The 22,914-nt window shown below is 49.9% G+C and carries 22 protein-coding genes; 11 read left to right on the top strand and 11 right to left on the bottom strand.

Annotated features, from left to right (window positions below; genetic code table 11):
- The first annotated feature begins 37 nt into the window (after window positions 1-37).
- Entirely contained in the window at window positions 38-1,363 is a 1,326-nt protein-coding gene (locus F0L74_RS30300) for an NCS2 family permease (RefSeq protein ID WP_149841624.1), read from the top strand.
- Between the two features lie 6 nt (window positions 1,364-1,369).
- Here F0L74_RS30300 and F0L74_RS30295 read toward each other — a convergent pair whose 3' ends face one another.
- The 10 genes from F0L74_RS30295 to guaA form a co-directional block, all read right to left on the bottom strand.
- On the bottom strand, window positions 1,370-2,404 hold the full coding sequence (locus tag F0L74_RS30295; RefSeq protein WP_149841623.1) for a S66 peptidase family protein: 1,035 nt from the start codon (window positions 2,402-2,404) through the stop codon (window positions 1,370-1,372).
- A gap of 76 nt (window positions 2,405-2,480) precedes the next feature.
- A complete protein-coding gene (locus F0L74_RS30290; RefSeq protein WP_149841622.1) occupies window positions 2,481-2,876 on the bottom strand; it encodes an ester cyclase in 396 nt (131 codons plus the stop codon).
- A gap of 5 nt (window positions 2,877-2,881) precedes the next feature.
- On the bottom strand, window positions 2,882-3,733 hold the full coding sequence (locus F0L74_RS30285; RefSeq protein ID WP_149841621.1) for an NHL repeat-containing protein: 852 nt from the start codon (window positions 3,731-3,733) through the stop codon (window positions 2,882-2,884).
- A 120-nt stretch (window positions 3,734-3,853) separates the two neighbouring features.
- Window positions 3,854-4,672 carry an AraC family transcriptional regulator gene (locus F0L74_RS30280; RefSeq protein ID WP_188316229.1) on the bottom strand — a complete coding sequence of 273 codons (819 nt, stop codon included), beginning with the start codon at window positions 4,670-4,672 and terminating at the stop codon, window positions 3,854-3,856.
- A 64-nt stretch (window positions 4,673-4,736) separates the two neighbouring features.
- Window positions 4,737-5,207: an Lrp/AsnC family transcriptional regulator gene (locus F0L74_RS30275; protein ID WP_149841619.1), complete on the bottom strand. Its 471-nt coding sequence runs from the start codon at window positions 5,205-5,207 to the stop codon at window positions 4,737-4,739.
- 71 nt (window positions 5,208-5,278) lie between these two features.
- Complete coding sequence (locus tag F0L74_RS30270) at window positions 5,279-5,875, bottom strand: hypothetical protein (RefSeq protein WP_149841618.1); 597 nt, start codon at window positions 5,873-5,875, stop codon at window positions 5,279-5,281.
- A gap of 58 nt (window positions 5,876-5,933) precedes the next feature.
- A complete protein-coding gene (locus F0L74_RS30265) occupies window positions 5,934-7,529 on the bottom strand; it encodes an ATP-dependent DNA ligase (protein ID WP_149841617.1) in 1,596 nt (531 codons plus the stop codon).
- A 29-nt stretch (window positions 7,530-7,558) separates the two neighbouring features.
- Window positions 7,559-8,608 carry a ligase-associated DNA damage response exonuclease gene (locus F0L74_RS30260; RefSeq protein WP_149841616.1) on the bottom strand — a complete coding sequence of 350 codons (1,050 nt, stop codon included), beginning with the start codon at window positions 8,606-8,608 and terminating at the stop codon, window positions 7,559-7,561.
- 166 nt (window positions 8,609-8,774) lie between these two features.
- On the bottom strand, window positions 8,775-10,106 hold the full coding sequence (locus tag F0L74_RS30255) for an ABC transporter substrate-binding protein (protein ID WP_149841615.1): 1,332 nt from the start codon (window positions 10,104-10,106) through the stop codon (window positions 8,775-8,777).
- A gap of 133 nt (window positions 10,107-10,239) precedes the next feature.
- Window positions 10,240-11,778: a glutamine-hydrolyzing GMP synthase gene (gene guaA, locus F0L74_RS30250; RefSeq protein ID WP_149841614.1), complete on the bottom strand. Its 1,539-nt coding sequence runs from the start codon at window positions 11,776-11,778 to the stop codon at window positions 10,240-10,242.
- Between the two features lie 137 nt (window positions 11,779-11,915).
- Here guaA and F0L74_RS30245 point away from each other — a divergent pair, with 137 nt between their 5' ends.
- From F0L74_RS30245 to F0L74_RS30200, 10 genes are all read left to right on the top strand, one after another.
- Entirely contained in the window at window positions 11,916-12,641 is a 726-nt protein-coding gene (locus F0L74_RS30245; RefSeq protein ID WP_149841613.1) for a head GIN domain-containing protein, read from the top strand.
- Between the two features lie 369 nt (window positions 12,642-13,010).
- A complete protein-coding gene (locus F0L74_RS30240; RefSeq protein ID WP_149841612.1) occupies window positions 13,011-13,928 on the top strand; it encodes a dialkylrecorsinol condensing enzyme in 918 nt (305 codons plus the stop codon).
- Between the two features lie 172 nt (window positions 13,929-14,100).
- Window positions 14,101-15,237, top strand: coding sequence for a dialkylresorcinol biosynthesis protein DarB (gene darB / locus F0L74_RS30235; RefSeq protein ID WP_149841611.1), 1,137 nt, complete (start codon window positions 14,101-14,103; stop codon window positions 15,235-15,237).
- A 52-nt stretch (window positions 15,238-15,289) separates the two neighbouring features.
- Complete coding sequence (gene DarG, locus F0L74_RS30230) at window positions 15,290-15,688, top strand: flexirubin biosynthesis protein DarG (protein ID WP_149841610.1); 399 nt, start codon at window positions 15,290-15,292, stop codon at window positions 15,686-15,688.
- Window positions 15,689-15,763: 75 nt separating this feature from the next.
- Complete coding sequence (gene darH, locus F0L74_RS30225; RefSeq protein WP_149841609.1) at window positions 15,764-16,768, top strand: BtrH-related acyltransferase DarH; 1,005 nt, start codon at window positions 15,764-15,766, stop codon at window positions 16,766-16,768.
- A 75-nt stretch (window positions 16,769-16,843) separates the two neighbouring features.
- Complete coding sequence (locus F0L74_RS30220) at window positions 16,844-17,593, top strand: ABC transporter ATP-binding protein (RefSeq protein WP_188316228.1); 750 nt, start codon at window positions 16,844-16,846, stop codon at window positions 17,591-17,593.
- An 81-nt stretch (window positions 17,594-17,674) separates the two neighbouring features.
- Window positions 17,675-18,961: an ABC transporter permease gene (locus tag F0L74_RS30215; RefSeq protein ID WP_149841608.1), complete on the top strand. Its 1,287-nt coding sequence runs from the start codon at window positions 17,675-17,677 to the stop codon at window positions 18,959-18,961.
- Window positions 18,962-19,063: 102 nt separating this feature from the next.
- The gene (locus tag F0L74_RS30210; RefSeq protein WP_306462958.1) at window positions 19,064-19,360 is read left to right on the top strand and encodes a phosphopantetheine-binding protein; all 297 of its coding nucleotides are present in this window, start codon (window positions 19,064-19,066) and stop codon (window positions 19,358-19,360) included.
- Between the two features lie 14 nt (window positions 19,361-19,374).
- Window positions 19,375-20,592 (top strand): beta-ketoacyl-[acyl-carrier-protein] synthase family protein, encoded by a 1,218-nt coding sequence (locus tag F0L74_RS30205; RefSeq protein WP_149841606.1) that lies wholly within the window; start codon window positions 19,375-19,377, stop codon window positions 20,590-20,592.
- Window positions 20,582-21,661, top strand: a complete 1,080-nt coding sequence (locus F0L74_RS30200; RefSeq protein ID WP_149841605.1) for a beta-ketoacyl synthase chain length factor — start codon at window positions 20,582-20,584, stop codon at window positions 21,659-21,661. Before F0L74_RS30205 ends, F0L74_RS30200 begins: the two co-directional genes overlap by 11 nt.
- Here the strand turns inward: F0L74_RS30200 and F0L74_RS30195 are convergent.
- Window positions 21,624-22,754: a PDDEXK nuclease domain-containing protein gene (locus F0L74_RS30195; RefSeq protein ID WP_149841604.1), complete on the bottom strand. Its 1,131-nt coding sequence runs from the start codon at window positions 22,752-22,754 to the stop codon at window positions 21,624-21,626. The genes F0L74_RS30200 and F0L74_RS30195 overlap by 38 nt on opposite strands.
- Between the last annotated feature and the right edge of the window lie 160 nt (window positions 22,755-22,914).

Genomic DNA, 22,914 nt, shown 5'->3' with positions numbered 1-22,914 from the left:
CAATTCAATGAAAAGTGAATAGTCGCTATTTTTGTACATGCTGTCTTCATTCTTCCGTTTGCACGAACACCAGACCACCGTAAAGAAAGAAATACTGGCGGGGCTTACCACTTTCTCGACTATGGCCTATATACTGGCCGTTAACCCGGGGATACTTTCCAGTACCGGTATGGATTTTCAGGCGCTTATTACCGCTACGGCGCTGGCTGCTGCCATTGGCACCCTGGTCATGGCGCTGTATGCGCGGTTGCCTATTGGCGTAGCCCCAGGTATGGGCCTAAATGCGTTTTTTGCCTATACGGTCGTAGCGGGCATGGGCTATAGCTGGCAGTTTGCGCTTACGGCCGTGTTCCTGGTAGGGATCATTTTTATTGCGTTGTCGCTATTCCGGATCCGCGAGGCTATCATCAACAGTATACCGGAAAATCTGAAACACGCCATATCTGTGGGCATTGGGCTGCTGATCGCATTGATAGGGATGGCCAATGCCGGCATTATTGAAACGGGGATGCGGCATGCCGGCAATGGCCACCTGGAAGGCGTGGTGCTGAAGATGGGGAATATTACCAGCGCAGGGCCGCTGATCGCCTTAACGGGGCTGATCGTAAGCGCCGTGCTACTGTACCGCCGTGTTAATGCCGCGCTGTTGATAGGGATATTAGCCGCCACTATAGCGGGTATTCCTTTTGGGCTTACGCACCTGCCTGCGGGCGGACGCCTGGTAAGCCTGCCGCCCACCCTGGCGCCTATTGCCTTTAAGCTGCAGTTTGATAAGATATTTACGATGGATATGGTGCTGATCCTGTTTACGCTGCTGATGGTGAACCTGTTTGATACGGTGGGCACCCTGGTTGGGCTGTGTAATAAAGCCGGCCTGCTGGATAGCCAGGGCCGTTTACCCCGCGCCAAACAGGCGCTACTGGCAGATGCGGTGGGCACTACGGCTGCCGGTCTGTTAGGGACCAGTGTAGTAACCGCTTATGTGGAAAGCGCCAGCGGTATAGCTGCCGGTGGCCGCACCGGTTTAACATCGCTTACGGTAGCTGTGATGTTCCTGCTGGCGCTATTCTTTGCGCCGGTATTTGCCATGATACCGCAGGCTGCTACGGCGCCGGCTTTGATCATAGTGGGTATGCTGATGATGGGCGCTGTAACGAAAATTGATTTTAATGATGTAACGGAAGCCATTCCCGCTTTCCTGGCTATTGTGATGATGCCTTACAGTTACAGCATTGCAGAAGGGATCGTGTTTGGTATGCTGTCTTATGTGTTGTTAAAAGTGTTGACAGGGCAGTATAGAGTTATAAGCCCGGTTATGTATGTGCTGGCTGCGTTGTTTGTGGTTGCGCTGGTAATGAGTTGATGTTTGTTACCTCAGTTCTGTTAACTCCACTTTATCGTTTTGTACGCTGAGGCGGTGCATTACGCCGCATTTAAGCGCATAGTTATTTTTCTGATGACCTACCGGGAAATTAAAGCATACGGGATAAGAGAGGCCCCGGATCTTTTCCAATACCATATCGTACAGGGTTTTGCCAAATTCTTCGCCCGGATCATCGGGTTTGATGCGGTTAAAACCGCCTAAGATCAGGCCTGCCAGGTTATCCAGCTTGTGGGAACGTTGCAGGTTGCCCAGCATACGATCCAGGCTGTAAAGGTATTCGCCGGCGTCTTCGAGGAATAAGATCTTACCGATGGTATCCAGCTCTGAGTTTGTAGCGGCTACGCTTTGCAGCATGGAAAGATTGCCGCCTACCAATATACCGCTGGCAGCGCCTGTACGGTTGTTGGTATCCGGCGTGGCGGTATATTGCATTTCCAGTCCGGTTAAGGCCTGGCGGATGGAAAGGATGGTATTTTTTACTTCGGGCTCTGCCAGGCTCAGATCATCCGGAAAGCTGTTGCACATTTTGGAGTGCAGTGTGGCTATCCCGTAGTGGCGGTTAATATGGCAATGCAGTACGGTGATATCACTAAAGCCTATTATCCATTTGGGTTTGTTCTGGAATTTTGTAAAGTCCAGCTGGTCCACTATCCTGGCGCAGCCATAACCACCACGGCCGCACATAATGGCTTGTATAGTGCTGTCATCCAGCATGGCCTGCAGATCTGCCAGGCGCTCCGCATCTGTGCCGCCAAAGGTGTAGGAGCGTTTGCCTACGGTGGCGCCGGTACGGATCTTAAAACCCCAGCTTTCCAGGATGCGTACGGCAGGCTGGATCTCTTCTGCGGTGATGTAACCAGCGGGGCAGGTGATGCCAATGGTATCGCCCGGTTTAAGATAGGGGGGAACGGAAGGCACGGGTTTATCAGAGAAGCGGCTGGCCGCTTGTGCAAAACGGCTGAATGCAGGGATACCTATACCGGTACTTATCAGGGAGGACAGGAAATGCTTGCGGTTCATGGGATTAATGTAGGCATTATTTGCAAGATAACATATATACATGCCGCCCCGGCTGGCAGGGCGGCATATATTTATCTTACGCTATGCTGCGCAAAGACCAATGCTCTGTGTACTGTCCGTTCCGGAGCCTTACAATGTCGATGATGTGCATCGTGAAAGGTTGCCCGTTGCCAGGGATACCCATAAATCCGCCGGTCTGAATGCCGCGGATGGCCTTGCGGGTCACTACGGTATCGCCTTCTGCCACCTGGTCATAGATCTCTACGGTAATGTCCTTTACTGCCTGGCGTAATACATTCACAATAAAATGACTTACCGCTTCGCGGTCGCCGGGCAGGTTTATGCTGGCGGCCGTGTGATTAATGAAATCTGCCGCCACGATCTCTTCAAATGCCTGCTGGTTTCCCTGTGCAATAAACGCTTCGTTAAAGCGGCGTACGATGGCCTTGTTCTGTTCTAATGATGTAAGCATGGTGATTATAATTTAACTGTTTGTACTTTGGATTCCAGCATCACGGGGATGTAGATGCGTTGTTGTTTAGCATCCAGGTGAATATCTGCCGGGCCGCCTATTACCGGCAGATCCAGTTTGGTGGCTGTTTTGTTATCGAGGTCGATCTTCTCCAGGAAGCCGGCCGGATGGTCCAGCGCGCCCCAGTCAGAGACCAGCAGGGTATGACTGTTTATCAGTTCCAGTCCGTCAAAGCCGCCGTGTACATCGCCTATGCGCTCATATACCGGTTTGCCCTGCTGCCAGGTGATCATACCTATTTCACCGCCCTGTATGTTCTCAAAAAGAAAGTTGCAGGTGTAGAGGTGTTGATCAGATCTGTCGTAACAGATACCGTTAGCGCCTTTCAGATCGGCTACTTCCCGGATCTGTGCACTGTTGAGATCTACTTCCAGCACCTTGCCTATGTCTGACAGGGAGACGAACAGCGTGTGATCATCCTTTACCGCCAGATCATTGGCAAAGCTGGTGTTGAAGGCAGCGAGGCTGATCTCCTTTGTTTTTTTGCCGGTGCTGAGCGCAATACCTACAATGCGGTCTACATCTGTTACATACAACACGCCATTAATAATGGCGGTGCCTTTGGGCGCGTTGAGTTTTTCTGTAGTGATGCTGGGGGTGATCATTTTGCCCTGGAGGGAGAGTTTGCTGATAAAGCCGTCGCCATCTTTATCCGCCGGGTTCATTTCTTTTCCGATATTGGTGGCGTACAGGAAATGCCCGTCACTATTGAGGCTTTCCGGGTGGGCCAGGCCGTTTTGGGCAAAGGCGTTGCAGGCCAGCATAATGCCAGCCACGAATGCGCATACTTTTTTCATGGGAATAATTTGTTTTGAGATACAGCAACAAACTGCCTGCTACCGCGTGGCAGCTGTATTCCTGTAAATGTTCAATGTAAAGGTATTTTGAAAGGGGGGCCTGGTGGTAACGTTAAAAGCTCAAACAATTGCGTTTTTGGCTCTGGCGTGATTGGGTGTAACGCCATACTCCTGCTTAAAGATGCGGATAAAATGGGGAATATTCTCAAAACCACAGCCCATGGCTACTTCTGACACCTGTTTATCTGAATGCTGCAGCAGCATATGGGCGTGGGCCAGCCGCTGCTCATTGATCCATTTTTTAGGCGCGGACTGGTAACGTTGCTGGAAATCGCGTTTAAAGGAGGCCAGGCTCCGGCCGGAGAGTTTGGCCAGCTCTTCCAGGGTAAGTGGCTGAAAGAGGTGTTTGCGTACTATATAGTCTATATCCAGTGGCTGTCCAAAGGTGATGCTCTGCAGGAACTCCAGGATGTTTTTCCTTTGCGGGCCTGCCAGTAGCAGCAGCAATACTTCCTGCAGTTTAAGCTTCAGGATCATTTCCAGGTTATCCATGGTTTTCCCAAAATAGCTCATGTATTGGGACTTAAAATTGTCCAGCAGCTCATTGGAGGGGATGACCAGATGTGAGGGCGCAGGAGCAGCCTGTGTAGTGGTAAGCTGGTAGTGGTGCAGGAATTTCTTTACAAATTCATCGTTAAAGAATAATAACAAGGCTTCATAATTAAGGCCTTCCTCAATGAATTCCGACATGGTATAAATGCCGCGTTTCATGAGCATGAGGTGGCCGGCTTCCGCGGTGTAGGTACTTTCATCAATATGCAGGCGTTTATGTCCCTGCAGCACAAACAGCAATGTATGTTCTGTAATAAAGTTGGTGTGCTGCTGGGCTGTGTTAGCCAGCTTGTAACGGGCAAAGGCATTGCTATCTGACTGTAGCATATCTTTGTCGCCACCTCGTACTACTATGGGGTACCTTGAAAGCATACTGCAAAGTAACAGATTCTTACACAATTTTATGTGTGGCCTTTATTACGGACATTACGAACACGCTTTCCATATGGCCAATGTTATCGAGCTCACCCAATTTGTTGACATTAAATTCATAGTAGGCGTTCATATCCTTCACCTGCACTTTTAGCATAAAATCAAACTGGCCGGAGATGTTCAGGCACTCTGTTACTTCTGTAAAGCCTGTCACCTCCCGGATGAACTTGCCGCCGGCTTTTTTGCCGTGCTCTTTCAGGGAAATATAACAAAGTACTGTAAGGCCTTTGTTGATCTTGCGGGGATCTATAATAGCGGCGTACTGGCGTATTACGCCTGCCTGTTCCATTTTGCGGATGCGCTCATATACAGGCGTGGTGCTGAGGTTCATACGCGAGGCAATGTCGCGGATGGTCATTTTCGCATCTTCCTGCAGTAGTTTAAGGATACCGAGGTCCTTTTCATCTAACACTATTTCCGGGTAGTCCATTAGAATATTGTACTGGTTTGATAATTTGTTGCCTGTACAATATACTAAATTGCGAATAAAGGAAGGAAGGATTATCTTCTGTTGATCCAGGCGCCGATGTTATACACAAAAGCTACACTGCCCACTCCATCCAGCACCGATATCTCATCCGTATTGATCAGGTAAGCACATCTGACGCCGAAGGAAGCGTGGCCGATAGGAAAACGGAAACCGGCATTTACAACGGGTCCACGTGAGGTGGTATTTGAAGAGAATGAGCCAAACTCTGTATCTACGCTCTGTATTAATTTGTGCCATCCATAACCGGCGCCTACAAAGCCGCCAAATTTGGTGTTAGCGACACGGGTAGCGGCGTTGCCGAAATTATATTCCACCATCAACGGAACATCAATAAAAACGGATACGCTATTAGAAGCGCCGCCATCATAGGTATTGTAATCATAATCAAAGCTACCGCCTAATCCCAGATGGGTACCTATTGAAAAAGTAGATCTTTCAGATAACACTGCTACGTTCATACGCGGGGAGTACATAAGGCCGCCGGAAAGATAATCTGTTGCGCCATAAAATGCCACGCCGGCAGAATGGGCAAAAAAGGTTTTTTGTGCAAGGGCAGGGAGATAGCATAGCTGACATGCCAGGGAAAGGAATACAATGAATTTTCGCATAATAGGGCGTACAGGTTGTGATGGGCACAAAGATAGGGGTTTGCGTTGTGGCGCAATGTTAACCTTTATACTGCTGTAATAGCTGCTGGAGGTCTAACAGGGTATTGATCTCTTCCGGGGTTTTATCCTTGCGCCAGCGGTGTATGCGGGGAAAACGCAGCGCTACGCCTGATTTGTGGCGGTTGCTGGCGGCAATGCCTTCGAAGGCGATCTCAAATACCAGTTCCGGTTGTACGGTGCGTACCGGCCCGAATTTTTCCAGCGAATGTCTTTTTACCCAGTTATCCACTTCGTTGATCTCTTTATCTGTAAGGCCGGAATAGGCTTTTGTAAAGGGCACCAGCTTATCGCCATCCTTTACGGCGAAGGTGTAATCCGTATACAAGTCTGCGCGCCGGCCATGGCCTTTTTGGGCGTAGATCATCACCGCATCTATGGTAAAGGGGTCTATCTTCCATTTCCACCAGTCGCCGCGTTTGCGGCCTACCTGGTAGGGCGCGCTACGGCGTTTTAACATCAGTCCTTCGCTGCCCTGATCGCGGGATTGCTGGCGTAGTTCTGTGAGCCGTTCCCAGCTGTCAAAGGTGATCACCGGCGAGAGACGTAAGGCGGGGTGGTTGGTAAACTCCACCACCTGCTCCAGCAGCTGCCGTCGCTCCTGCAGCGGTTTGTCCCGTATATCCTGCCCCTGCCACTCCAGCAGGTCATAGGAGAGGAAAGCCACCGGCGCTTCCTGCAATTGTTTGCGGGTAACGTTTTTGCGGCCTATACGCGTTTGCAGGCTTTGAAAGGGGAGGGGGAAGTCGTTGGCGTAGGTCAGGATCTCGCCGTCGATCACGGTGCCTTCCGGCAGCGCATCCTGGAGGGGCGCGTATTCCGGGAACTTTTCTGTGATCAGCTCCTCTCCCCGCGACCATACGAACAGCTGTCCGTTACGTTTAATGATCTGTCCGCGGATGCCATCCCATTTCCATTCTGCTACCCAGTCTTCCGGTTGACCCAGTGCCGTGGGACCGTCTTCCAGGGCATAGGCCAGGTAAAAAGGGTAAGGCTTGGAGTCGTCTGCATTGGTATTGTCTGCGTGTAATAGGGTTTCCAGGGTGGTCTGGCGCGGATCCCAGTTGCCGCTGATCATGTGGGAGAGGGTAGCGGGTGGTATATCGTAGGCCAGGGAGAGGGCGTTTACCATCATCTGTTGCGATACGCCAATACGGAAGCCGCCGGTAATGAGTTTATTGAACACAAACCGCTCACCGGTATCCAGTTCCTGCCAGGCTTGCAGGATGAATTGTTGTTTATCCGCCTCTGGCGCTTTTTCCAGCCGCATGAGCTGCTCCAGCCAGTAGTGGAGAGGATGCGTGGACAATTGCTGTCCACTATCCGGCAGCAGGAGGGCAATGGTCTCTCCCAGATCACCTACGGTGTGATAACATTCTTCAAACAGCCATTCCGGTAAGTTGGCGGTTTTTATACACCATTGTTTCAGTTGCGAGCTGTTAACGGTTCGTTTGGGCCTGCGTCCGCTAAACAAGGCCAGTACCCATGGTTTATCCAGGGTATCGGCCGTGGTAAAGTAATGCCGCAGCGCCTCCAGCTTTTCGTTGGTCTTGGTGCTGTTGCTTAATATTTTTACCAGTTGGGTGAAGCGTTGCATAGTTTTAAGTGTTGATGGTACTGCTGGTCTTAACTGTCCTGTTGCGGCGTTTCTGTATTAGCTGCATCTCCTGTTTCATTGATAGTGCTTTCCTCATCCTCATTCCCGAACTCTGTTTTTACTTCTGTGGCAGGTATGCCATTCTCCGTCAAATACCGGGCAAATGCACTGCTGAAACCGTGTGTGGTGAAGACTTTTTCTGCGCCGGTAGCTTTTACTGATTGTAATAATCCTGACCAGTCTGCATGGTCTGACAATGCAAACCCGGCGTCTGCATTACGCCGGCGCATATGGCCGCGTACCTGCATCCATCCGCTGCAAATGCCCAGGGCATATGGGTTGAACCTGCGCATCCAGGGGGTGCCTGCAGCAGAGGGGGGCGCGATGATCAGGCTATCCTTCAGATCTGCTTTGGGCGTATCCGGTGTAATACGTTGCACAGGCGGTAACGGATACCCCTGCGCCAGCAATACTTCATGTGGTATTGCAATGGCGCCATGGGCCAGGAAACGTATACCGGCATCTTTTAGATTGTAGAGTAAACGCTGCGCCTTGCCTAAGCTGTAAGCCAACAGTACGCTGTTTTTGCCGGCCCGCTGGTTCTCCGTTATCCATTCCCGTATTTCGCTAAATATGATGGCTTGCGGTTGCCAATTGTAGATGGGCAGCCCAAAAGTGCTTTCTGTGATAAATACCTGGCAGGGAACCGGTTCAAACTGTCCGGAAAGGCCGTCATTCTCTACTTTATAATCGCCGCTTACTACCCAGGTCTCATTGCCTTGCTGTACCCGTACCTGCGCGCTGCCAATGATATGGCCAGCAGGGTGGAGAGAGATGGTAACGCCGTTGTAATTTATTGTTTCCCCATAAGGCAGGCCCTGTACGCTGATATCGGCGCCCAAACGCAAGCGTAACAAAGGCACGCTATCGTGGTGACAAAGGTAATGACGGTTACCCCAACGGGCATGGTCTGAGTGCGCGTGGGTAATCACTGCACGCTCCACCGGCTGCCAGGGATCTATGTAAAAATCGCCGGCGGCGCAGTAAATGCCTTTATCGGTAAACTGGAGAACAGACATGAGAAACAGCTTTTGGCTTTTTGCGGTTAGCTTTTAGCCGTAGGCCATAAGCTAAGCTACGAATAGGAGGCGGCAAAAAAAATGCCGGAAGATGTTGGTCTTCCGGCATTTTCTTTAGTTGATGGCTTTTAGCAGCAGACTGCAGCTAATGGCTAAAAGCTAACGGCTAGTAGCTGGCGGTCATGTTCATTTTAACGTCGCTGCTATCGTTTTTCTGTATGATGTAAATATTCTTGTTCTCGAAGTAGTCAGGCGTTTGCTCTCCATCTTTCAGGTATACCGGCTGGTAGTTGAAGTTGGTGAACACTTTTTTGTTAGGATCGTTTACATCCGTATTAAAGTACACGCCTTTATCATTTAACAGCTTAATGAAGTAGTAGGTAAGCTCAAATCCTTTAAACGCCATATCAGAGGGGCGCGCCTTATAGGTACGCTTAAAGTAGTCAGAGATATACCGGCTGTAAACGTCTGTTTTGTCGTTGAAATAGGGAGAAGAGTAGTAGAGCTGCAGGGCTTTCAGTTCCGGCTCCTTAAACTTCATTACATCCCATGTAGGCATCCCAAAGATATGCAGGGGATAGGTGGCAGCCTGTACGCTCAGCTTGGTGAGGATGGCTTTTGCGCCAGCTTCGTCCAGCGCGGTCACGATGCAGATGTTGGGGCGGTCTGTAAGCAGGCTTTGAGACAGTTCTGCATCGGTGGTGGCATCACTCCACACTACTTCCCGTATGCGGGATTTGCGCTCGCTTTTCTGCTTATCGTAGGCCGCTTTTATATCATTGGCAATACGTGTTTCAACAGGCGTGTTGCGGCGCAGCAGTACTACGTTCTTAGTGGCAAAAGCCTCCTGTACATAGTTCTGCAATGCTTCGCAGTGTGTTTTAAGCGTGCTGTTGGTAATGAGCAGGAAAGGGTTGCTATTGATGCCGCCATCGTTTGGATAGGTAGCAGATACCAGGTTCACTTCCTTGCTTTTGGCAAAATCGCTCAGTTCTTTCAGTTCCGGGTTGCTTACAGCGCCAATGATCAGGTCCACCGCATCCAGGGTACGGTTGCGTACCAGGGCAGGAACGCTGTTTGCCCGGGATTTGCTGTCGTATACGATCACGTTCAGGTTGAGGCCTTGCATACGCAAGGTATCCAGCGCCAGCTGCGCACCTTCGTAAAAATCGAGGCCTGGCAGCACATAGCGTGGCATGGTGCGGCCTTGTATATCCATAGAGCTGGAGAATACAGAATCCAGGTATAAAGGAGCAAATAATGCGATATTATAAGATGCTCTCTTCACTTCACGGCCAAAAGCGGGCACATTAAAGGGCGCTTTTGCGTCCGGTTTCTTTTCCTCGTCTTTTTTCTTCTCTTCAGTGGCAGGTTTGGACGTTACCGGCGGCGGCAGTTCCGGGCTACTGGTGCTTTTCTTGAACAGCGAACAGGCCGATAACAAAATTGCTATCGCGGCAGCTGTCAACAGTTGTCTGGTAATGGTGGGTAGGCTCATAGCGTTCTTTGAATTACAAAAATCATTCCTGACTGGCAGCTGTAAGCTTTTAGCGGTTAGCTGTTAGCATTGGCACAGATGTTTGTAAAGGCCAGGCGCTAAAGGCTAAGCACTAAAAGCTAAGCGCGCTGTTTTACTCCCATTCTATCGTAGCAGGCGGTTTGGAACTGATATCGTACACAACACGGTTGATACCTTTCACCCTGTTAATGATATCGTTGGACATTTTTGCCAGGAATTCGTAGGGAAGATGTGCCCAGTCTGCGGTCATACCATCGGTAGAGGTAACGGCCCGCAGGGCCACGGTAAATTCATAGGTCCTTTCATCGCCCATAACGCCTACGCTCTGTACGGGCAGTAAGATGGTACCGGCCTGCCAAACTTTATCATACAATCCGGCTTCCCGCAGGCCTTCTATATAAATAGCGTCTGCTTCCTGCAGCATGGCTACCTTATCAGGGGTGATCTCTCCCAGGATCCTGATTGCGAGGCCGGGTCCGGGGAACGGATGCCTGCCCAGGAACAGCTCACTGATGCCTATTTCGCGGCCCACGCGGCGTACCTCGTCCTTAAAAAGGAAACGCAGCGGCTCTACCAGCGACATATTCATTTTTTCCGGCAAGCCACCCACATTGTGGTGGGATTTAATAGTTACGGAGGGACCATTTACAGATACGGACTCAATTACGTCCGGGTAAATAGTGCCCTGGCCCAGGAAAGAAATATCTTTTAACAGGGTGGATTCCTGCTGGAATACCTCTATGAACAGGCGGCCGATGATCTTACGTTTCTTTTCCGGGTCTGATACGCCGGTCAATTCACGGTAAAAGAGCTCACGGGCATTTACGCCTTTTACATTCAGGCCCATGTGCTTATAGGAGTCCAGTACGGTCTCGAACTCATCTTTACGGAGCAGGCCGTTATCCACGAATACGCAATAGAGATTCTGGCCAATAGCTTTGTGTATCAGCTCTGCCGCTACGGTAGAGTCCACTCCGCCGCTCAGGGCCATTACCACTTTCTTATCGCCTACCTGTGCCGTGATCTTAGCAACGGTCTCCTGTACAAAGGCGGCCGGCGTCCAGTCCTGTTTACAGTCGCAGATGTGTACCAGGAAGTTACGCAGGAGCAGTTTACCTTCGAGGGAGTGGGTCACTTCCGGGTGGAACTGCAGGCCCAGCATGGGGTGGGCAGTTTGGTTGTGGCTTTTAAAGGCCGCTACCGGTATATTTTCAGTACGGGCAATGATCTCAAAACCTTCCGGCATCCGCACAATGGTATCGGAGTGGCTCATCCACACCTGACTTTTGGCAGATATATCATAGACCAATGATTCTTCTTTATTCTCATGTTCCATAAAGGCGCGGCCGTATTCGCGGATATTGCTTTTGGCCACTTCGCCGCCAAATACTTTAGCCATCATCTGCGCTCCATAGCAGATGCCCAGTACCGGCACCTTATTGGCCATAGCGGCAATATCTACTATTGGGGCGCCCTGGTCGTTCACAGAGAACGGGCTGCCGGAAAGGATGATACCTTTAATGGAAGGATCCCAGTCAATGGGCTGTAAGCAAGGTTTTATCTCACAGTAAACATTCAGTTCCCGGATGCTACGCGCAATTAACTGGGTGTACTGGGAACCGAAATCGAGAATAAGAATCTTTTCTGTCATGGTGGTGCAAAGATAAAGTCCAAATCCTAATGAACAATTGATAACTTATTAGATGTTTATCCAGGCCGTGAAAACTGAATATTCTGACTGCCAAAATGCCAAAATCAGTATCTTCATAGCATAAATATTCCTCCATTATGAAATCTATCTCCCAATTTCTGTTACTGTTTTCCATCGCATGCCTTGCCAACAGCTGTGATGTTACCGGCCAAAACCATGTAAAAGGCAGTGGTAATATGACCAAAGAAGAGCGTAACGTAGGCGCTTTTAAAACCGTATCTGCCAAGGGCAGCATGGATGTATACATTACCCAGGGACCTGCCAAAGCAGCAGTTATTGAAGCAGAAGATAATATTGCCCCCCTTATTGAGCTGGAAAACCGGGGCGATGAGCTGGTGGTGCGTCTTAAAAGGGGCGTTAATGTAAACACCCGCCGGGAAATGAAGGTATACCTTACCTCTCCGGAAATAGCCGGCGTTAACCTGTCTGGCTCCGGCAATGTAAAGCTGGAGAACAAGATCAGCAACAACAGCGATATGCGTATAAGCCTGACCGGCAGCGGGGATATGGAAGGCGAGCTGAATTCGCCGGACATTAAAGCCAGCATTGCGGGTTCCGGTAACGTTAAACTGGCTGGAGAAACCAAGAACCTGGATATCAGTATAGCCGGCAGCGGTGATTTCCGGGGTGCAGACCTTATGTCTGAGAATGTAGATGTAAGCATTGCCGGCAGCGGTAACGCCAACGTACATGCCAGCGTAAAACTGGATGCCAGTATCATGGGCTCCGGCAATGTGCGTTATAAAGGCAGTCCTCAAATATCTTCAAAGGTAATGGGCTCCGGCTCAGTGGTAAAGAACTGATCCCTAACGTATTAGTATAAACGCGCCTACTGATCTACTATCTTGTTAAAGTAGATTTAACATTTCATTTATCAGATTTATTCAATTTCGAAGTTAGTTTAGCGTCGCAGGCTGTTAGTCTGGAATTTAAACTGCAGGCGAACAACCTGTGATAACTAAAAAACTTTTTAAAGTCCTTTAGCTTAGGTACTGTTGTAAACGATCGCGTGTTACTCCAGTACCTGGCTAAGGCACAAGCCCCATTCCCCCACTATTTACAGGCAATCCGCTACATTACAGCATCCTAACATATATGAAAAATTCGCCTCCTACTATGGCTGTTTATTTGTATGTTTACAGTTTGAACGACTGAACACTGTTCATAATATTATGGCGAAAAAGAAGATACTGGTCATCTACTACACCCAGACCGGGCAGTTGAAAAGGATCATAGACATGGTAACCACCCCGCTCCAGCAGGAGGCGGACATTGTGTTCGAGGAGATCGTACCTGTACAGCCCTTTACCTTTCCCTGGGACAAGCAGCAGTTTTATGACACCATGCCGGAAACGGTGCTGGGCCGGCCGCGCGCTATTCAACCACTGAAAGTGAGCCCGGATGAGCATTTTGACCTGGTCATACTGGCTTATCAGCCCTGGTTCCTGTCGCCTTCCCAGCCTACGGCAGCGTTCCTGCAAAGCGAGGGCGCAGCCCGTTTGCTGAAGGGCAAGAAGGTGCTGACGCTGATCGGCGCCCGTAATATGTGGCTGAATGCGCAGGAGCGGGTGAAAACACATCTGCGGGATATTGGCGCTACGCTGGTAGGGAATATTGCGCTGGTGGACACCTCTTCCAACCTGATATCTGTAATGACAGTGTTGCGGTGGCAGTTCAAGGGCCTGAAAGAGGCCACCCGGTACCTGCCGCCGGCTGGCGTACAGGAGAAGGAGATACAGGCGTCGCCCCGTTTTGCCGCGCCTATTGCCCGCGCCTTGCAGCAGGGTAGCTGGGAGCAGTTGCACCCGCAGCTACTGGAACTGGAGGCAGTTACCCTGAAGCCTAATCTAGTGGTGCTGGAAGACCGCGGTATACGGGCATTCCGCTACTGGTCTAAATTCATCAGCGCCAAGGGCGGGCCGGGAGCGCCGGAGCGCCAGGGACGCGTAAGCATGTATCGGGGATTGTTGTTGCTGGGGATATTTGTGTTAACGCCTATCACCAAAATATCGGCTATGCTCACGCTGTGGCTGAAACGGCAGCAATTGATGAAGGAAGTGACATACTTTAAGGGGATTGGGCTGCGTTAGAAAAATAGATTTTCCCGATATAGTCATGTAGTTTTGTAAATGCACCCGCAAGAGGGGGGAAATTCTGGTATATCCACTTATAATTATATATTTACGCGCTGAAAACGGCATGGTTATGGGATAACACCGTGTAGTTCCGCATGGGCGGGTATTAAAAGAGTATTTATTTCAGATGAAGGACGTTTATATTACAAGGCTATCCAAGTTTTTACCCAACGAGCCTGTTGGAAATGATGAAATGGAAAGTATACTGGGTATGGTAGACGGAAAGCCATCCCGTGCCAGGACCATGATATTGGGCAATAACAAGATCAAGACGCGTTACTATGCTTTGGATAAAAATGGTCGCAGTACCCATACCAATGCAGAGATGACTGCGGCTGCGGTGGGGAGCCTGTTTGACGAGGGCTTTCCTATCAGCAAACTGCAGCTGCTGGCCTGTGGCACTACTTCCCCGGATCAATTATTACCCAACCACGCCGCTATGGTGCATGGTTTGCTGAAATGTCAGCCCGTAGAGCTCATATCTGCTACCGGCGCGTGTGCGGCAGGCATGCAGGCATTTAAATATGCCTGGATGTCCGTAAAATGCGGTAATAGTTCCAATGGGGTAAGTACCGGATCTGAAAAGTTCTCCAGCTGGATGCTGTCCCAGAAGTTTGAACCGGAAACGGAGAACCTGAAGAGCCTGAGCGAAAATCCAATCATAGCCTTTGAGAAGGACTTCCTGCGCTGGATGCTGTCAGACGGCGCCAGTGCGGCCCTGTTCCAGGATAAACCAAATGAAACGGGTCTGTCCCTGCGGGTAGACTGGGTAGAGATAGCCTCTTACGCGCATGAACTGGAAACCTGCATGTATGCCGGCGCCATCAAGGATGGCAATGGCGGTACTGTTGGCTGGATAGATATGACGCCGGAGGAGTGGGCACAGCACAGCGTATTCTCCTTTAAACAGGATACCCGTCTGCTGGGCAAGAACATTGTACCATCTGGCGCAAAAATGTGGAAAGAGCTGGTAGAACGCTACCAGATCAATATAGATGAGCTGGATTATTTCCTGCCGCACCTGTCTTCAGAGTATTTCCGCTTCAGGATAGATGAGGAGATCTCCAAACTGGGCGTGCATATCCCCCAGGAGAAATGGTTCACCAATCTTACCCGTGTGGGTAATGTGGGCACCGCTTCTCCGTATTTTATGCTGGAGGAGCTTATGAATACCGGTATGCTTAAGAAAGGCCAAAAGATAGTGATGATGGTGCCGGAGAGCGCACGTTTCTCCTACGCATACGCCCACCTTACCGTGGTGTGATTCCGGGAGCGGGCCGGTTGTTCCAGAAAAAGACAAAAATGTCAACATCCCAATGAAACAGAACGAAGTACCGCAGGATGGTAATAACCTGCATGATGGCACTTTTAAACAGTTGTTCTACGCTGTGGACGACGCCGGGAAATACACCCCGGTATCCAGCGTTGGATGGGAGCCGGAGAACGTAGCGATGGAACAGGCCTGGGAAGAGGTGCATGCCAGGGTGGAGAAAGCCCGTCAACGAGTACTGGCCGGAGAACTGAGCCCCGTTGGCTATTACATGGAGAAAAACCTGATGGACCTTACCCTGCTGGCCAGTTATGTTGGCAAATTCCAATGGCAGGTAAAGCGTCATATGAACCCCAGGGTCTTTAACCGCTTAAGCGACAACATGCTGCATAAGTACGCAGCCGCTTTCAAAATAACCATTCAGGATCTAAAGCATATAAAATAGTTATTTGTTCATAGTCTGCGGTCCGCAAGCCACGCTATTGGCGGTGGTTTGCGGGCCGCGGACCATTCAGGCATTATGAGCGAGATTTCTTTCAGCCACGTACAAACGGCACATTGCGAGAGCGGGGTTATATCCAACCTGTTCAGGCATTACGGACTGTCCATCAGCGAACCTATGGCTTTTGGCATAGGGGCCGGTATTTTTTTTGGCCACCTGCCTTTTGTAAAAGTGAACGGCGTGCCGGGCACTACTTACCGCATATGGCCCGGCGCTATTTTTCAGCGGGTATGCGAGCGCCTGGGCGTAAAGATGCAGTCGCAGAAATTCTCCAGCCCGGAAAAGGCACAGCAGGAGCTGGACCGCGTAATAGCGCAGGGTATCCCGGTGGGCGTACTATCCAGCGTATACTATCTGCCTTATTTTCCGCCATCCTACCGTTTTCATTTTAATGCGCATAACCTGGTGATCTATGGTAAGAACGGGGAAAATTACCGTGTGAGCGATCCTATTATGGATACTGTTACGGAAATTGATCCTGCCAGCCTGTCTGAGGCCCGTTTTGCCAAAGGTTTCCCGGAGCCTAAAGGAAAGATGTATTACCCGGTAACCATGCCCGCGGACATCTCCCTCCAGAAACCCATTAAACAAGGCATAGAACAAGCGTGCCATTATATGCTGAAGATACCCGTGCCTATGTTTGGGGTAAAAGGGATGCGTTTCCTGGCAAAACGTTTAAAACATTACCCGGAGAAGGTAGGCGACCGCAGGGCCACGCTTTACCTGGGCAATGTGATACGTATGCAGGAGGAGATAGGTACTGGCGGCGCAGGTTTCCGGTTTATGTATGCGGCCTTCCTGCAGGAAGCCGCGGGCGTGTTACAGCAGCCGGAACTGAGCAAGCTTTCCCTGGAGCTTACGGGTATCGGCGATCTTTGGCGCAATTTTGCTTTTCATGCCGGCCGTGTTTGTAAAAGCCGTGCCGCGGATAATATCTCCTACAATGAGCTGGGTGACATGCTGATACAATGTGCCGCAGCGGAAGAAGTGTTCTTTAAGAAGCTGTCGAAGGTGCAGCTATGACCGGCCACCGTGGCTGAGGATAATGAAAGGAGTGGGGCAAGGGCGCTCCGCATTTGACCATCGTAATTTAGCAACATGTTTAGTATCTCCGTACAAGATCTGCATAAAACCTACCCGGGTGCGTTGGAGCCCTCTGTGAGCGGGTTATCTTTCAGTTTCCCCAGGGGTATTATTGCTGGTTTGCTGGGACCAAATGGCGCAGGTAAAACCACTACCATTTCCATCCTTTGCGGGCTGGTAAGGGCTGATAGCGGAAAGGTGCAGGTGTTTGACTTGGCCCAGGATGTTGCCCACCGCGAGGCCATTAAACGGCTGATTGGTATTGTGCCTCAGCAGATAGCGCTGTTCCCACAGCTGACGGCGGTAGAAAACCTGGTATATTTTGGCAACCTGTACGGTCTTAAAGGGAAACCACTGCGCGATAAGATAGACGAGTTCCTGCTGCGCTTTGGCCTGGAGAAGAACGGGCATAAGGAAGTATATAAATTCTCCGGCGGTATGAAACGCCGTACCAATATCATTGCAGCGCTGCTGCATGACCCGCAGCTGCTTATACTGGATGAGCCTACGGCTGGCGTAGATGTACAATCCCGCAACCTGATCCTGCAATTCCTGAAGGACTATAACCAGCAACAAGGCGTAAGCATACTATATACCTCGCATCTGCTGGAAGAGGCACAGTCGCTGTGCCACGAAGTGGCCGTTATTGATGTAGGGCGGCTGGTGTTGCAGGGGCAACCATCACAGCTGATACAACAACATCCGGAATGCCGCAACCTGGAAGATGTATTTCTGCATTACACGGGGCTGGCGGTAAGAGACTGAGTTTAATTACAAATTACTAATTACGAATTACTAATGATGATCGGAGCGGTATGATCTGTAATTGGTGATTAAAAGGGAATTATGTTAAGATTACTGGCTACAATACGTAAAGAATGGCTATTGTTGATAAGGGATAGGGGCGGATTGGCTTTGCTGTTCCTGATGCCGCTGGTATTGATAACCGTGATGGCGCTGATAGAAGATGCACCGTTCCGTGATTACCAGGAGCTGAAGTTTGACGTGCTGACGGTTGATAATGATCACGGCCGTTTGGCCCGTTATATTAAAGAAGGCCTGGAGCACAGCGGTCAGTTTAACCTGGTGGACACGCTAGCGGGACAAGCAGTAACAGAAGCAGCTGCCAAAAAGCTGGTGAATGAAGGCGATTACAAGATCTGTATTGTGATACCCCGGGGCGCTACGGCTGCTATTGTGAGTAATGCGAACCGCATTGTAAATGATCTCTCCAAACGTATGGGGCTGCCGGCTGTAGCGCCGGTAAAAAGCCGGAACGACTCCCTGGATGTAACGATCTATTTTGACCCCGCCGCCAAAAAGGCTTTTAAGAGCTCTATACATCAGGCCCTGGATAATTTCCTTACACAGGTAGAAACGGATCTGCTGCTGGAGCGTATCAAACAACAGCTACGCAGCCGTGAAGCGGAAGCCGCGGACACCTTTGCCATACAGCTAAAAGCCGTAGGGCTCCGGGAACAGGCTACCGGTCCCACCAAACAGATCGATATCATCTATAACTCCGTACAACATAATGTGCCTGCCTGGAGCATATTTGCCATGTTCTTTATCGTGATCCCCATTGCGGGCAACATGATCCGGGAGCGGGAGGATGGCAGCCTGTTACGCATCAAACTTATACCCGGTTCTTACCTGGCTATGCTAACCGGTAAGATGCTGTTCTTTATGAGCATCTGTGTGGTACAATTCTACCTGATGATACTGGTGGGCATTTATTTACTGCCGCTGCTGCATCTGCCCCGGCTTAGCCTGGGCCATACCTATCTGCCAGCATTTGTGGTAGCCCTGTGTATAGGGCTGGCAGCCACGGCTTATGGCATACTTGTTGGCACCGTATTTAAGACCCCTAACCAGGCGCTGAGTTTTGGAGCTATCTCTATTGTGATCCTGTCTGCTATTGGCGGTATATGGGTGCCCCTGGAGGTAATGCCGCCCACCATGCAGTTCATTGGGCATTTAACGCCGCTTAACTGGGGGCTGGAGGCGATCAACGATATTTACCTGCGTAATGGCGGCCTGCAGCAGGTGTGGGCAAATGCCGCCAAACTGATGGCTTTGTGCGGCGTTATGCTGTTTATAGCCGCCAGGGTGGAGAAGAAGCGGATGGGTTAAGCGTGTGCCACGGATGGAAATATTTTCTAATCAATTGTAAAACTGTATTTTTACCGCCGTCCCTGTAATAAAAGGGAGGGCTTAGCCCAGGTTTCGCGGGGGATTCACTACGGACCGGGTCATAAACCTACAACACTGAATATGGAAGAGTTAAAAAAGAAACTGAAAGTACAGATCATCGAAGCATTGAACCTGCAGGATACCAAGCCTGAAGATATTGATGACAACGCGCCTTTGTTTGGCGAAGGTCTGGGGCTTGACAGCATTGATTCCCTGGAGCTCATGGTACTGCTGGAAAGACATTACCAGATCAAAGTGGAAGATCCGCGGGAAGGCCGCAAAATACTGCAGTCTGTGCAATCCATGGCGGAGTTCATACAATCTAAACAACCGGCTTAAGTAGCATCAGCAGCATGGCGGAACGTGTGTTTATAACAGGTATGGGAATGATCACCGCCATTGGTGATACGGTAACAGCCAACTACAATAGCCTGCGGCAACAGCAAAGCGGCCTTGGGTTTACCCAGTACCTGGATACCATGTATCAGGGCGTGCTGCCGGTAGCAGAAGTAAAACACAGCAGTGAAGCGCTGAGTGAAATGGCGGGCGTGCCGCACCAACCGGAATATACACGCACCACGCTTCTTGGGCTGATAGCCATACAAGAGGCGCTGCAGCAGGCGGGTATCACACAACAGTTACATACAACGCCTACTGGTTTTGTGAATTCCTCTACCGTAGGGGGAATGTGTGATACGGAGAAAGTATACTTTGATATCATTGACCCGGAGAAACACGGGGATTTCCTGAAATATATTGATACGCTGGACTGTGCGGACTGCACACAACGTATCGCTGATAAGGTGGGTATAACCGAAGCGGTCACCACCATCAGCACGGCCTGTTCCTCTTCTGCCAACGCCCTTATGTACGGGGCGCGCCTCATTAAACAGGGCGTTTTACGCCGCGTTATCTGCGGTGGCACAGAAGCCCTTACCCGCTTTACCCTTAACGGATTCAATTCTCTAAAGAACGTGGATAAACAGCCCTGCCGCCCGTTTGACCATCAGCGTAATGGTTTAAACCTGGGGGAGGGAGCAGCTTACCTGGTACTGGAAAGTGAATCGCTGGTACGGGAAAACGGCAGCCAGGTACTGGCGGAGCTTAGCGGGTATTGTAATAGTAATGAGGCTTTTCATCCTACGGCGCCTTCTCCGGAAGGCGATGGGGCTTATGCGGCTATGAGCCAGGCATTAGCCATGAGCGGCCGCTCCCTGCAAGATGTGCAGTACGTAAATGTACATGGTACCGCTACCTGGAGCAATGACCTATCCGAAGGCAAAGCGCTGGAGCGTTTATTTGGCGACCAGGTACCGCCATTCAGCTCCACTAAACCGTTTACCGGGCATACCCTGGCGGCGGCGGGCGCTATAGAGGCCATCTATTCTGTGCTGGCGATACAGCACCAGGTGGTTTTCCCCAACCTGAACTTTTCTGAGAAAATGGAGGAATTGTCCATTATGCCGGAAACCCGGTTGCTGGAACAATATCCGGTACAAACAGTTATTTCAAATTCATTTGGCTTTGGCGGCAATAATGCCTCCCTGGTGATCAGCAAATATGAAGGGTAAGTGTTACATACAGGGCGCAGCAGCGATAACGCCCCAGCATACATTTGAGGGCGACCTGCTTTCCAGTCCGCTGGTGAGCGGGGCGGGTAATATGTTATCCATTGTGGAACCGGATTATAAAGCTTTTATCCCCGCTAACAGCCTGCGACGTATGACCCGTTTGCTGAAAATGGGCCTTACCACTGCACTCAAAGCTATACAGGATAGCCAGCTAAGTACACCGGGCGCTATTGTTACCGGTACTGGTAAAGGCAGCCTGCAGGACACGGAGCGTTTTATAAAAGATATACGCCAGTATGAGGAAAAGGCACTGAACCCAACGCCTTTTATCCAGAGTACTTACAATGCGGTGAATGGGATGATAGCGGTACAACAACAGGTAACCACGTATAACAACACTTTTGTACACCGTGGTTTTTCTTTTGAGAGCGCTTTGCAGGATAGTTTGCTACTGCTGGCAGAAGGCGTGTCCCACACACTTACCGGGGCTTTTGATGAAATATCCGCAGAACATTTTTATATAAAATCCCGCATTGGGCATTGGAAAACAGCGACTGTTAACAATGCGGAGTTGTATCACCATCTTTCTCCCGGCACTATCTCCGGCGAAGGCGCCAGCTTTTTTGTGCTGGCTGCGGCGCCTACTGTTAACAGCTATGCCTGTATTGCGGGTTTGAAAATGTTATACAAACCGTCACCGGCTACGCTAACAGCGGCGCTATCTGCTTTTTTAGCAGAGCAGCAGCTGACGGTAGACGATATAGACCTGGTGTTAAGCGGCCGTAACGGCGATAGTAATTTTGAACATTACTATACGCATATGGACGCCAGCTGGCCCTCTGTACCGCAATTACCTTTCAAACATCTTTGTGGCGAGTATGAAACAGCCGGGGCTTTTGCCTTGTGGCTGGGGGCACATATCATCAGGGCGCAACAGGTACCGCAGCAATGGTATCCTTTTCAACACTCCTTTCCCGGCCGGATCAACCGGATCTTGTTATACAATCATTTCTTTGGCGATCAGCATGTGTTTATTCTGCTGGAGCATGCTGTAATTCCTGGCGCATGAAGTGTTCCAGCGTTTCTTTAGAAGGTAGCTTTACTTCATATTGGGATACGAACAGGGCCTGATCCATGCCGGCGGTGGCGTACTGCACCAGCGTTTCATTTTTATCAGTGACCATTAAGATACCAATGGGTGGGTTATCATCCGGCTGCATGATCTCTGATCTGTAAAAGTTAAGGTAGGTGTTTAATTGTCCGGCGTTAATATGACTGAAAGCGGCGACTTTTAGCTCTACCAATACATGGCATTTTAATACGCGGTGGTAGAATACCAGGTCGATGAAGAAGTATTCATCGCCGATGAGGATGCGTTTCTGTCTTCCTTCCAGGCAAAAGCCGTGGCCCATTTCGAGGAGAAAATCCTGAAAGTGTTCTACTAATGCCTGTTCCAGGTTGTTTTCTGTTACCAGTGCTTTTTGTGGCAGGCCCAGGAACTCGAAGGCATACATGTTCTTGATGAGGTCTGCCGGCCGCATGGGGGTATCTGCATGGGTTTCGTGGATCATACGGTGCAGTTTTTCTTTATCGGTGGAAAGGCCCATGCGTTCGAAGTAGAGGCTGTTGATCTGTCTTTTTAGTTCGCGTACGCTCCAGTTGCCTTTGATGGTTTCGAGCTCGTAGAAGGCGCGTTTGAGGGGATCTGAGATGGACAGCAGCTGTACAATATGAGTATAAGAGAGCTTGTCAAGCAGTTGTTGTGGTGGCGTAAACAATTCATCAGATTTGGCAATCGGTGATTGCCAAATTGTAGACGATTGATTATTAGATGGTTGTAATTTGGCGATCAGCGATTGCCAAATTGGTGCAGGTACGGATGCTTGAATGATTGGTCCTATTTGTGGATAACTAGAGTAGAATTGACGGTAGAGGCGAAGATTGCGATGTGAGAAGCTATCCTTGTTTAACTTTTCAGCAAGCTTAAACAACAACTGTTCGCCATACTTTGCCCTATCTTCTCCTTTTTGCTCATATTCTACAATGTGATACCCTATCAGCCAATTTCTGACAGTCAATAACCGGTTTACAGCCTTAGCCGCTGCTTCATGTAAATTTTGGTGCGTGTTTTCAATGCTTTGTAATAGCAGGTTAAAATTCATAAGGATATGCTTTTTGGTTTAACAATATTCACATAACAAGATTCATATGACAAGGAGAAGCTCTGGGGAAGGCGTACAACAAGGGTGTAACAAACCTATTCGTTAGTAACCGTGTTTCAAATGTATGGGGTTTTAGTATGCAGCCCAAAAAAAAGTGGCG

This window comes from Chitinophaga agrisoli, from assembly GCF_008386695.1.
GTDB lineage: Bacteria > Bacteroidota > Bacteroidia > Chitinophagales > Chitinophagaceae > Chitinophaga > Chitinophaga agrisoli.
This window is presented reverse-complemented; position numbering and strand designations above follow the sequence as displayed.